Below are 12618 nucleotides of genomic sequence, written 5' to 3'. Positions count from 1 at the left end.
TTTCCATTATTTAGCTGATAATGCTTGACTTTAAAAAATGGCCAGTAACAGAAATACGCTGAATTACTAGCCGTTAACAAAATTATGCTTAATTGAAATTGACAGTAGAAATATATTGAACAGTTCCTTGTTCAGCTACTAAATTTATCTCTAAAATAAATGTTCTCTTCCTATTTGGCAGATGTATTGTGCTATTTTCAATTGTAATCGATTCTTTCTTATTGTTATTTCAAAGCTGTACTGTAATATCACTTTCTAAAACTGTACCATCTGCAATATATGGAAATCCTATATCCTCCTCAGATAATAGGTTGATTTTTTTTCTTTTTGTGCAAAAGTCTGTATATCATCCACCCGTTTTTTTACAAATTCACCATCTTTCACTTCCCAGTTTACATTTCCTTGGTCCATAATTATTTCGGAACCATTAACCTGTAACTGGCCAATAGGGTCTCATTTCGATGTACCATATGATCCTACTCCAGTAGTATTTCTCTTCATCCAATCTAATTAAAAGTTCAGGTTTCTCAGTTGGATGTGCATCTCCCAATGTAAAAGCCTGAAGACTAGTAGCAAGTGCTCTTGGTGTACTCGTATCATGAGTTTCACCAAGATTAACTTCATTTAAATCTTGCTCAAATCGCTCAGGGTTGGTAACATTATCTCCGATTTCCTCCAGTGCTTTTTTAAATCCAGTCGGTCAACCCAGTTGTTTAAGGATAAGGTTTCCAGCAGTATTGTCACTGAATCGAAGAGAAGCATCAGAAAGCTCCTTAGGAGTCATCCCCGTATCAACATGCTTTTCTGTATCGAATTATAATTAACAAGATCCTCCCGTCGTGTATAGGTAATTCTTTGATTAAGTTCTTCTATTGTTCTCTGTTGTAAAAATGCCCCTACAGCTAGAATTGCTCGATATCATCTTCGTAAAAAAAAACTTATTTTTTTCCTAAGGCTGCAGTTTTCACTCCTGATTTAAAAGCCATAATACTTCTTGTTGGAGACTCAAGTGCAGCATGGTTGGCTAACAGGGCGGTTCCTGGCTTCAACATACAATTTTAAAAGGTCAACGAGTAAAAAATTACTGGGTTGACCTTATTTTAATATTTATTTAACTACTAGTTGGAGGATTAAGACCGAATTTCCCTCGTAGTATGCTACTGCTAAACCCTATAAATCCTCCAACAATTGCTGGAATAATCCACCCTAGTCCTACATCGTACAAAGGAAGAATTTCATTAAAAAAATTATTAATGGATGAAAAGTGTATACCAGCTCGATTTAATCCATCAAATAAACTAATTATAAATGTTAAAAGTAAGCTTCCTTGATACACTTCAGCTTTCCCTTTAAATAAAGAATGAAAAAATGTTAAGAAAATTAATACAATAGCTAATGGATAAATAGCTGTTAAGAGAGGAATAGAAACAGCAATTAACTGTGTTAGCCCAATATTTGCAACTATTGCACTAAAAATAGATAAACTAATAGCAATCGTTTTGTAAGGTACCTTTGGAAATAGTTTATGGAAGAATGAAGAACAAGATGTAACAAGTCCTACGCTTGTTGTTAAACAAGCTACTGTAATCATTAATCCTAATAATATCCCACCATAAGCTCCAAAATAATAATTTGAGACTTTTGCTAATATAGTACCTCCATTTTCTAGGTGCCCAAGTTTTTCTACACTTGAAGCACCCATATAAGAAAGAGCTGAATACATGGTTGCTAGGAAAAAGGCAGCAATTCCAGTTGCTTTTCCACAAACAACCATAATTTGTTTTTTTGTTTTAGCACCTTTTTCTTTAATTGCATTAATGATGATGATGCCAAAAACAAAAGATGCAAGAGTATCCATTGTTAAATAACCTTCTCTAAACCCATTAAAAAATGGTTGAACTGTATAATTCTTAACAGGTGCTTGAAAATCTCCAATTGGATGATTAAAAGCAACTACTACTAGGATTCCAATGAACGTTAACTTGATTGGTGTTAATATTTTCCCGACAATTCCTACAACTTTCGCGGGATTGATCGAAAAAAGGCACGTAATGCTAAAAAAGATGATTGTAAAAATAAGTAAAGGTACAGAACCTGAATTTTCGGACAAAAAAGGTTTTACACCGATTTCAAAAGAAACGTTTCCTGATCTAGGCAAAGCAAATAAAGGACCAATGGCTAAATAAAGAACGGTTGTGAATACAATACCAAATATAGGATGTACCCGACTTGCTAACGACTGTAAATCATCTTTCCCCGAAAAACCAAGTGCTAACACACCAAGCAACGGTAAGCCAACTCCTGTTATTAAAAACCCTGCATTTGCTGACCAGATATTCATTCCTGCTGATTGACCAAGCTTTGGTGGGAAAATTAAATTTCCTGCCCCAAAAAATAGAGCAAATAACATTAAACCAATAACTAATATAAATGAAAATGGTACTTTAGTAGCCAAATTAAAACCTCCATGAAAGAATTAAATTTTACTTTTTCAAAAAGAAATAATTTTCAAAAAATTAACCACAAACTAAATACATAAGATTGTATTGTATTATGACTGATAAAATTAATTTCAATATAAGTTTTAAGTTTCTCCTTTTGGGCGGCCTTATTTAATATGCAATAAGGTTCTTTAAAAAATTTTAACTACAAGCAGATTATTACTGCCATGATTACGCTACAAATGATAATCGCTGTGAATAACGAAAATCCCTCTACTTAGCCTCCTATTAGTTATGTGTAATCATTTACTAAAATACCATTTTATAACTATTGAAATATTGTAATACATACTTCTTTCTCTATAAAGGATACAAAGGAGGAAAAAAACAAGAAATAAAGTTGTCATTGGGAGGTATAAAATGGATTACGGACTTTTGGTTATTGGAATAGCTCTTTTACTAGTGTCATAAGTGGTAGCTGTGAAAAAACAATCCTGGTTGTTAGCTGGATTTAATGAAAAATATAAATAGCTTTGTATCCTTATGAAGTGACTGTTGGTTTTATTAACAATTATGTAAGTATTTGCCAACTGAAGGTTAATTGATTAATTCAACTAACAGGTGCTTTAGCCTATGATCGGAACTGTCTTTAAGGCAGTTTTTTTTCTTTATGCAACTATCGGGGCAGTTTAGTTCATGAAGGACAAATGAAAGTTTATATCGAAATTTAAGTAAGAGATTTAATTAATTCTAAAAGTGGATTTGAGTCAATATTTTGGACACTAAAAAGTTAAATCTTAGAGAGTTAGTTAGTTTTACAATTTGAACAAGTGTTATTCAGAGAATTGATTAATAAGGAACAAGAATTATTAGTTTGGGTTAAGAAAGAAGAGCAAAGAATTACAGTTTCAAGCTTATACTAATTAGTTACGCATATCTTTTTGAACGATAAGGGGTAGACCTCTTCTCTTCAATTCTTCTTCTAGAACGAGGATAAAATTTTTATTTAAGTCTAATTCAATTGCTTTAAGGTACGAGTCTATCAATAGTTGATCATTTAATTTTTTCATATCTTCCCTCTTCTATTTCTTTAAAACCACGTTTAAACATACAAAAAAATATATTTAATATTAAGTGATAAATAATAATATAATAACTCAAGAAAAATAAGATAAATTATAGTAATTAATAATTAACGAAGGTAGTCTTTAACTTAAAATATAGAGTGAACTTTTTTGCAACAAATAGGGTTCATATTTATTCTATATTTCAATCTACATTAAACTACATAAACCTACATCATTAAACACAATATATTTAGCTTTCCTATCTTACATAATACTGATTATTAACATAATTAAGTGGTTTATTTTTGAAGATCATAGCTATCATTGTTGTAGCTTTTTCCTATGCAACTAAAGGGGCAGCATTCCTGTTAGAAGGATGTTCGAGGTCTTGAAAGAAAAAGAGCCCTCTTGTATGATGCATGAGTGTCAACGACCATTGACCCAGCATCAAACAAGGAGGACTTCTCTATGCAGTTTAAATGGAATGAAAAAATTAATCAAGTTACTGAAAATACACTCGTTGTTGGTATGGATATTGCCAAGCGTGTTCATTACGCTTGTTTTGTTGATGAACGAGGGCGCGTGATAGAAAAAGCCTTCGCAGTTCATCAATCAAAAGAGGGCTTTGAACACCTGTATGAAAAGATTCGTCAAACGATGAAGGAAGCTAAGAAAACAGAAGTAATTGTTGGAATTGAGCCAACAGGCCACTACTGGATGAACCTAGCTAATTTCTTAGATCATTACGGCATACCACTAGTCATGGTGAATCCAATGCATGTCAAACGATCGAAGGAACTGGACGATAATTTACCGACAAAGAACGATAAAAAAGATGCATTAGTCATCGCTCGTTTATTGAAAGATGGGCGTTTTAGCTATCCACGTTTATTAAAAGAAGTAGAGGCAGAACTTCGTATCGGATCTACTCTTCGTTCAAAGTTAACGGAAGATTTAGCGAGTATTAAAAATCGAATCATTCGTTGGCTTGATCGTTATTTTCCCGAGTTTACTCAAGTCTTTCCGGCTTTCGGAAAGATGGCTCTAGCTACATTGGAAATGACTCCGTTGCCACAGGATATCGATGGAAAAAGTGCTGAGGAGCTTGTCTTTCTTTACCGTAAGGTAAAGGGAATGAGAGCCCCACAGCTACCAAAAGCAAAGCTACTCATTGAAGCAGCGACGAATTCAATTGGACTGACAGAAGGGACACAGATGGCCCGACATGAAATTGCCACGCTCCTGCGTCAGTATCGCTTACTAGAAAACGAAATTGAATCTGTGAATAGTCAATTATCCGAAATGGCCCAAACAACTATGGAATATGAGCTGCTGGCTTCAGTTCCTGGATTAGGAGATGCAACCATTGTTGATTTGCTTTCAGAAGTTGGAAGCTTTTCACTTTATGAAAATCCACGCCAATTGATTAAACTAGCGGGATTAACATTACGTGAAAACTCATCTGGTCAACATAAGGGACAAAAACATATCTCCAAACGAGGAAGAAAGCGACTTAGATATATTCTTTTCAAAGTAATAGTACCACTCATTCGTCACAACGAGGGGTTTAAACAGCTTCATGAATATTACACAACACGCCAACAAAATCCCTTACGTGGAAAGCAATCGATGGTGGTACTCTGTGGTAAATTGTTGAAAGTATTGCATGGTATTTGTAAAAAGAAAGTCCATTTTAATGAGCAGAATATGATGAAGGATCTCTACTGCCTCTCAGAGGCAGCGTAAGCATTTCTAACTATCGATTTATAACAAGAAGGATGACACGGAGAAGCCAGCAACATTACTAAACTAAGACCAAGAGTCCCCGGGGCAGCTTAGCAGGCCTCTGCCTTATGAATAGACCGAACGAAGGAATGTAAGCGCAAATGACGCTAAGAGACATGGGAGGGTACGTCATCATAAGTTTCGCAGAGATCTATTGTGCATCACATAGTGGAGAAAATAGCTAATGATTTCCATTAGTTTTAGCGAAGCGTACGCTCAATTTAGTAATAAAAACCAGAATTTCTATACTCTGTTTAAAAGCAGAATAAAAAAATAATTTCACTAATACACCGAGTGGTGCAAACCGTTGATACATCAATGTTTATAGAGGGAGGTTAGTTGAATAAGTAAAATGAATTACGCCTGTTGTTTATCGTCTTATGGTAATGTAAAAGTAATAAAATATCATTTTAATAAGGGGGAAGGTCCTAGTGGATCTTTTTAAATCAATTATTACAAACGCTGCATTCCTAGGTGTATTCACTTTGATTGTAGGATATATGTTTAACCGTGGATTACAAAAACAAAAAAGAAAATTTGATGATCAATTACTAAAGCAAAAAGGGGAAATTGACAAAGAAATAGAAAAGTTAAAAAGTGATCTTCAATTAGAATTTTCAAACGAACAAGAAAGATTAAATCAAAAAAGAAATGTTTATATTAATTTAATCAATACAATGGCAGTTTTTATTGGCAAGAGAGTACCTGAAAATGAACGTGTCGACTATCAGAAAAATTTCTTGAAAGCTTATGATGTTTCCTGGTTGTGGGCGAGTGATGATGTGTTGCTAGCATTGTCGAGATATATGCAATTTAAACTTGAAAACAACCACTTATTTGGTCAAAGTTTACCCGTAGAAGAAGTAAGAAGATTGCAATCATTAGAAAAGGAACACTTTTCAGAATGTGTTCTAGAAATAAGAAAAGATATAGGATTTTCAGAATCAATTCTTACTAAAGAGCATTATAAATTCATTAATTTTTAGTTCTACTCGCTAACAATCTAGGGCAGATTGCTAATAAGGATTGCATTTCTTAATGAACTAACAGGTGCGTTAGTTTAACAAAGGGTTGCTGCGGCAACCTTTTTCTTGTGGAACTAAAGGGGCAGGATAGTTGAAGAGTAGTACTGTTTGATCTTTATTCAACAATTGAGCCAGATTGTAATTTTTATATAGGCTAAAATAGAAACGCTTTTCTTATGAAAAATAATAAAGGGAATTAACTTTAATCAAGAGAATAAATAGAACTAGGTATTCAATTTATGACTATTTTTACATTCTTTTGGATTCAAAGAAAAAATTTAATAGGAGTGTGGAAAGCATGTTTCATGCAAAAGACGTATTATCCGATCAATTATTAGCTAATGCTAATGATCCTAGCTGGTACCTTCCATTTTCTGACTCTGTTAAAAACTTGTCAGAGGAAGAAGCGTTTTGGAAGCCTAATGAAAATTGTAATAGTATTGTTGAAATTGTGCAGCACCTGCTTTATTGGAATGAAACATGGCAAACCAGGTACCAAAAATCTCATGTCAATGCTGTGCCTTCCATAGGTGATAATAATAAAAGCTTTATCATTCCAGAAAATAAAAATTTTAATGACTTAAAAGAACGACTTTTAGAGGTACTATTACAATGGCAAAATTTATTAACGGAAGAAAAAGTTGAAAGTGAAGTAAATGGCTTTCCTGAACCTGCGAAGTGGTGGGAAATACTTGGAAATGCATCAACTCATAACGCATATCACATTGGTCAAATCATTTATATTCGAAAACTGCAAAAGAGCTGGAAAGTGGATGTTGTCGAAGTATAGTCAAATCAATATTCATTAGTAAGGGCGCGATTCTTGAAGAAGTTTCGCTTTTCTTAACTAACGGGTGCGTTAGCTGAATATCGGAGCTGTCTTTAAGGCAGCTTTTTCTTATGGAACTAACGGGGCAGGATAGTTGAAGAGTGCTGTTTGACCTTTGTTCAACAATTGGGCCATTTAATTGAACAATATAGATGGAGTTTAAGAATCAAAAGAAAAACCCTATATTAACAGGGTTTTTATCAAACTTTATTTTAAATCGACAGAAGGATTTCTCCCTCCATTTTTATTTTATCATCGAAAATTTCCAAACCAAGCTTCTGCATTGCAATCATTATATATAGTACTACCTGTAGTACATCTTAGCTCTATTCTAAATTCTCCTTGCCTGGTAATCACAAGACCATCCTTATAAAACCTCTTCCCAGCTGAGAGATAACCTTGGTCTACTATCTCATTAGACCAAATGTTTACAAATCTATAATGTATCGTTCGAGTTCCTTTATTATGAACTCTCATGTCGAAGACTTGACCAAACCACATATGTCTTACTGGTGTATATTCGCATGTTTGTCCTGGCTGCAGTAATCCATCTCCACCACGGCTCGACGGACAATTATAAGTTAATGCACTAGCTTCTGGTACTGGTGTAACAAAAATAAATGAGGAAGCTATCATTGTAACCGCGCTAATTGTAGCAAACAATTTTTTAAGTTTCTTCATCTTTTCCTTTTCTTCATCTCCTCTTTAAAACTACATAAGCTCAACATCAATGCGTATACCACATTATTTTCTTGATAAGAAAGAGACCTAATAAGTTATAGTAAGGTAACCGCTGAAGTAATAATTGGACCAAGAATCACGAATGTCTACATAATATTTTTGATATTTTGCTAACCCACTGAATCTTGCATAGGGAAGTGCACCTCCACCTGTATTAGTAAAACCCTTATATCCTGTACAGCCAACACCGCCCGGTTTACACAATCGGACACTAAGCATACTTGTATCCCACCATTTTTCCTTAACACCATTATTGCGGTTAATCTTATAAAGGCTTGTTAAATCTACTTCAACAGTATTTAAGTATTGTGTTGTCACACTTCCATCCCAGGCGCCATCCTCAGTTCTCCAATATTGTGGATCAGTCATAGTAGCACTTGCTTTTGGTGCTGAAAACCCCAATAGAGATAATCCCATAATCACAGAAACAACCATAGTTTTCCATTTCTTTTTGAACCCTTGAGTTAATGTCATTAACAGCACACTCCTTTATAATTGGTTTTAAGTACCAACTAGTCGGTACTTATTAATAAATTATATAAAAGGTAATGTATTCCAATCAATAAAAATATACAAAATTTTCTAAAAAAGGTTATTTTAGGTTAAATTATTTTCAAAAGCAATCAGAAGACACCATTAACAAATTAATCCAATCAGGAATTGAACTATTTTCTAAACAAGGTTATTCAAGAACAAGCATTGATCAAATTGTAAAACACGCTGGTTATTCAAAAGGAGCTTTTTATGCTCATTTTTCAAGTAAAGAGGAATTCATGCTAAAGTTAATAAAAGAAGGTATTGATTTCTATTTTGAAGATTTAAGGAAGCTCTTAATGGAAAGGATCGAGATTCACTAAATAAATTTAAAGAATATTCTATGCGTTTGGTAAATGAAGCTTATGAAAAGGGGTCTTCTCCTATGCTTCTTCAAGGATGTATGATTTCAAATGAATTCCCACAGATAAAAGAAGCTTATTCTTCAGATGGAGGAATGGAGAACATATTTTACACATTTTATTCAAGAAATGAAAAATGAAGGTATTGTCGGAAGTCCATTGGATGCCAGAACTTTAGCAACTGCAGGAAGGGCTCTATTTAATGGTTTTAACTTGCAACACTTTGTTGATAATCGAATTCAAATTCAGGATACATTAACTGTTGTTATTGAGCTGTTTCAACTCCAAGAACCTAATAAGAAATAACGGCTATTGATTGACAATAAAAACGTTTAAATACTAATAAAGTTGTTTCAAAAAATGCCAGTCATGTTATTCCATAAAAGGGCGCAATTCTTGAAGAAGTTTCGCTTTTCTTATAGAACTAACGGGTGCGTTAGCTGAAGATCGGAGCTGTCTTTAAGGCAGCTTTTTCTTATGGAACTATCGGGGCAGTTTAGTTGAATAAGAACTTTTGGATAATTATAGTAAATATATGCAAGAGTAAGTATCCAAAATTAGGGAGGATTTCTTATGATATATGATAATCTAAATAAAACAATTACCACTAAAAGGCTAGTACTAAGACTGTTTCAAAAATCTGATGCAGTAGCTGTTACTAAACTTTGTAATAATTATAATATTTATAAAAATACATTGTACCTACCTTATCCATACTCTATAGAGGATGCTTTATCATGGATTGAGCATCATCTTGATAATTTTAATGTTAATAAATCATATGAATTTGCTATAACAGATAAGGAAAGTGGAGAATTATATGGAGCTATAGCGCTATCTAACAACCAAAAGTTTAATAATGGTGAAATAGCCTATTGGATTGGTGAAAAATTTTGGGGAAATGGATATGCTACAGAGGCAGCGCAAGCTATATTACATTTTGCATTTGAAGAAAAGCAATACCATAAAGTATTTGCTCGTTACTTTAATTCAAATCCAGCTTCAGGAAGAGTGATGCAAAAATTAGGCTTGAAAAATGAAGGGATATTAATTGACCATGTGAGGAAAGAAAATCGATTTGAAGATCTAGTATATTATGGAATTATTAACTCAGTAGGATTATAGATTATACTGCTTATTTGTAATCGGTTCCGTTTTCGGGTGGAGATATGCTGAATTATTCGCCAAATGGTGGACTGACGGTGAATTAATGGGTTCAACCAGAAATATTTGGCTGGACTTATTTTACTAAAGGGTGCCTTTACTTCAATAAGGAAGGTTGCTGAGGCAGCCTTTTTCTTATGGAACTAAAGGGGCAGATTAGTTGTATAAGACATGTTTTAATCTATAATTGGTAATATATTCATAGTGGTAGAGGGGTTGGGAACTTGATAGAAGGAATATTTGAAGCACATTTGCCTGTTAAAAATTTAGATGTTTCATTGGAGTTTTATAAAAAGTTGGGTTTGGAATTTGCATGGCGTGATGAAGACACTGCTTTTTTTTGGATTGAAAAAGGAAAAAGTTGGTTAGGGTTGTGGGAGGGAAATGAGTATCAAACACCATACCATCCTTCCTTACGACATATTGCTTTTCGAGTTTCATATGAAAATTTAAAAGAGTCTTTAAAATGGTTAGATTCTATTCAAGTTGAAGTCGTGCCATTTGGTAGTAGAAAATCTATTGAGCCATTTATTCGACCATATCAAGAAAATGCTTCAGTTTACTTTAAAGACCCTGATGGTAACAGTTTAGAAATGATGTGTTATGTTGAAGTTCCTAATGCTTTAAAACATATTACTGATAAGCTGTCCTTTGAAGATTGGGAGGCATTAGCTAAAAGTAAATTAAAATAAGAGAAGGCATAATTATTTATTTTGCTTAATGAACTAACGGGTGCGTTAGCTGAAGATCGGAGCTGTATTTAAGGCAGCTTGTTCCTTATGCAACTATCGGGGCAGATAGTTGAACAACTTCATCGGTAATAATGTATCTTATATAATGGAATTACAAAAGAAGGTCTATTTTTCTTTAACATGAGGAGAGAAGTAATGTGCGATTAGCTACTGCATTAGATAATGAGGAATCTAAAGAAATAAGAAAATGGTTAGAACAATACATATTTCCAAACGATTTCCTTGAAGAAAATTTTTTTAATACAAGTACAGTTTTATATTCGGTTGATTTGAATAATCACCTTACTCTTTTCCATTCAGTTGTTCATAATCTAAAACCTGCAAAATTTTCTCCAGAAGAATTAAATGAATCTTTATTAGAAGGATGTAGAATGTTTGGGATAAATGAGGGGTGTAATTATTTTAATGTTAATGTTCACGATAATATTTCAAGGGTAATAGAAAGCATTGGAACTTATAGTTTAAAGAGACAGGATAAAACATCTGTATTATTTCCATTGTATTACCTATTGACTGAAAACACAGCTGGTGAAGGCGGTACTTCTTATACTGGACTTATAGGTAAGGATAAAGAATGGATGTTATCAATTGAGTTCGAGAATGAGATAATTTTTAAAGTTCATGGTAATGAAAAATTTTGTAATTTTGTTAAAAAACTATTATTACAGAATAAAGAAACATGAATGTAACCATTATTATTCAACTATCAGGTGCTTTAGCTTTAGAGAGCTGTCTTTAAGGCAGCTTTTTCTTATGGAACTAACGGGGCAGGTATTGAAGGTGTACCACCAGCAAAACGCGGATTTACAACGTTAAGGGAATTCGGATACAAAAATAGCCGGTTTTCACCACGATAAAGTGTAACCGGCTGATAGCTATCATTGGTTTAACGGTCGTAATGACTCTAAGGTAGTAACTCCTTTTGGGTCAAAACGATACTCGCCAAGAAAGTTGATATGCTCCCATCCCAATGGAGCTTTCAACTTTTTTGAGCTGATACTGTAGATCAGGGCCAATTAATTGAATAAGGTTTATAGAATAAACAGGCATCATTAACTTAAGAAAAGTAATGTATAAAGTTTTAATGATATACTTAAAAAAGGAAAGTGGGGAGATATTATGTGTACTCCAAACTTACTACATACAGATAGGGCATAGGAGGCTGTCATGCCAAGAACAAAGTACGTAGAAATATATGAAGATTTAAAAAAGAAAATTGAACAGAATGATTATCAGTATCAACAACTCCTTCCTTCAGAGAATACATTGATCATAGAGTATGACTGCTCAAGAAACACATTACGAAGAGCAATCGGAAATCTTGTAAACGAAGGGTATGTACAAACCAAGCATGGGAAAGGTGCCCGCGTGATTTATCAAGATTTTAAGGGAAATGAATATATGTTTGGTGAGACGGAAACGTTTAAGGAGTTTGCTATTCGAAACAATAAGAAACATCGGACAGACGTCACCGTCTTTGAGGAATTGGTTGTAGATGAAGGCATTCATGAGCATACCAGGTTTCCAATCGGTGTTGAAGTGTATCACCTGAAGCGTGTCCGTTATTTAGAAGGCAATCCCGTAATTATGGATTATAATTATTTTAGGAAAGATATTGCTAAAGGATTAACGATTGAGGTAGCAGAGGATTCCATTTATGAATACTTAGATAGAGAGCTGAACCAACGGGCGGTCACTGCAAAGCGGAAAATGGTGGTAGAAAGAACTACTGAGATGGATGAGAAATATTTAAAATTAGATGGGTTTAATAGTGTTGTCGTTGTGACCAGTCATGTTTTTAATGCGGATGGAGTGATGTTTGAACATACTCAATCAAGGCATACTCCGGGTAACTTTGTGTTCTTCGACCAAACACAGCGAAAATAAGAAAAGTGTATGAGATGAAGTTCTCATACAC

General features: G+C 33.8%; 13 protein-coding genes and 1 pseudogene. 9 read left to right on the top strand and 5 right to left on the bottom strand.

The window, feature by feature from the left end; genetic code table 11:
* Positions 1-480: 480 nt before the first annotated feature.
* The 3 genes and pseudogenes from QUF94_RS17935 to sda form a co-directional block, all read right to left on the bottom strand.
* A pseudogene (locus tag QUF94_RS17935) lies at positions 481-906 on the bottom strand (serine hydrolase); the annotation flags it as partial.
* A gap of 205 nt (positions 907-1111) precedes the next feature.
* A complete protein-coding gene (brnQ, locus tag QUF94_RS17930; protein ID WP_289317035.1) occupies positions 1112-2455 on the bottom strand; it encodes a branched-chain amino acid transport system II carrier protein in 1344 nt (447 codons plus the stop codon).
* Positions 2456-3364: 909 nt separating this feature from the next.
* Positions 3365-3511 carry a sporulation histidine kinase inhibitor Sda gene (gene sda, locus QUF94_RS17925; protein WP_289317034.1) on the bottom strand — a complete coding sequence of 49 codons (147 nt, stop codon included), beginning with the start codon at positions 3509-3511 and terminating at the stop codon, positions 3365-3367.
* A 465-nt stretch (positions 3512-3976) separates the two neighbouring features.
* Between sda and QUF94_RS17920 the strand changes: the two genes are divergently transcribed.
* The 3 genes from QUF94_RS17920 to QUF94_RS17910 all read left to right on the top strand — a co-directional run bounded on the left by QUF94_RS17920 (position 3977) and on the right by QUF94_RS17910 (position 7108).
* Positions 3977-5254 (top strand): IS110 family RNA-guided transposase, encoded by a 1278-nt coding sequence (locus tag QUF94_RS17920; protein WP_289314804.1) that lies wholly within the window; start codon positions 3977-3979, stop codon positions 5252-5254.
* A gap of 470 nt (positions 5255-5724) precedes the next feature.
* Positions 5725-6279, top strand: a complete 555-nt coding sequence (locus tag QUF94_RS17915; RefSeq protein WP_289317033.1) for a hypothetical protein — start codon at positions 5725-5727, stop codon at positions 6277-6279.
* A gap of 337 nt (positions 6280-6616) precedes the next feature.
* A complete protein-coding gene (locus tag QUF94_RS17910; protein ID WP_063575018.1) occupies positions 6617-7108 on the top strand; it encodes a DinB family protein in 492 nt (163 codons plus the stop codon).
* A gap of 291 nt (positions 7109-7399) precedes the next feature.
* Here the strand turns inward: QUF94_RS17910 and QUF94_RS17905 are convergent, their stop codons facing one another.
* Together QUF94_RS17905 and QUF94_RS17900 are read right to left on the bottom strand one after the other, a co-directional pair.
* Entirely contained in the window at positions 7400-7828 is a 429-nt protein-coding gene (locus QUF94_RS17905; protein WP_289317032.1) for a hypothetical protein, read from the bottom strand.
* Between the two features lie 87 nt (positions 7829-7915).
* The gene (locus QUF94_RS17900) at positions 7916-8362 is read right to left on the bottom strand and encodes a hypothetical protein (protein ID WP_289317031.1); all 447 of its coding nucleotides are present in this window, start codon (positions 8360-8362) and stop codon (positions 7916-7918) included.
* A gap of 161 nt (positions 8363-8523) precedes the next feature.
* On the opposite strand from QUF94_RS17900, the gene QUF94_RS17895 reads away from it, so the two are divergent.
* The 6 genes from QUF94_RS17895 to QUF94_RS17870 all read left to right on the top strand — a co-directional run bounded on the left by QUF94_RS17895 (position 8524) and on the right by QUF94_RS17870 (position 12587).
* The gene (locus QUF94_RS17895) at positions 8524-8745 is read left to right on the top strand and encodes a TetR/AcrR family transcriptional regulator (RefSeq protein WP_353957816.1); all 222 of its coding nucleotides are present in this window, start codon (positions 8524-8526) and stop codon (positions 8743-8745) included.
* A gap of 126 nt (positions 8746-8871) precedes the next feature.
* On the top strand, positions 8872-9090 hold the full coding sequence (locus tag QUF94_RS17890) for a hypothetical protein (protein ID WP_289317030.1): 219 nt from the start codon (positions 8872-8874) through the stop codon (positions 9088-9090).
* Between the two features lie 267 nt (positions 9091-9357).
* A complete protein-coding gene (locus QUF94_RS17885) occupies positions 9358-9909 on the top strand; it encodes a GNAT family N-acetyltransferase (RefSeq protein WP_289317029.1) in 552 nt (183 codons plus the stop codon).
* A 263-nt stretch (positions 9910-10172) separates the two neighbouring features.
* Positions 10173-10640: a VOC family protein gene (locus QUF94_RS17880; protein ID WP_289317028.1), complete on the top strand. Its 468-nt coding sequence runs from the start codon at positions 10173-10175 to the stop codon at positions 10638-10640.
* A 197-nt stretch (positions 10641-10837) separates the two neighbouring features.
* On the top strand, positions 10838-11383 hold the full coding sequence (locus QUF94_RS17875) for a hypothetical protein (protein WP_289317027.1): 546 nt from the start codon (positions 10838-10840) through the stop codon (positions 11381-11383).
* A 484-nt stretch (positions 11384-11867) separates the two neighbouring features.
* Positions 11868-12587, top strand: coding sequence for a UTRA domain-containing protein (locus QUF94_RS17870; RefSeq protein ID WP_144553238.1), 720 nt, complete (start codon positions 11868-11870; stop codon positions 12585-12587).
* Positions 12588-12618: the final 31 nt, after the last annotated feature.

This window comes from Peribacillus sp. NJ4 (assembly GCF_030348345.1).
Taxonomy (GTDB): domain Bacteria; phylum Bacillota; class Bacilli; order Bacillales; family DSM-1321; genus Peribacillus.
Note: the sequence above shows the minus strand (reverse complement) of the source record. Positions and strands in the feature narration are given on the sequence as shown.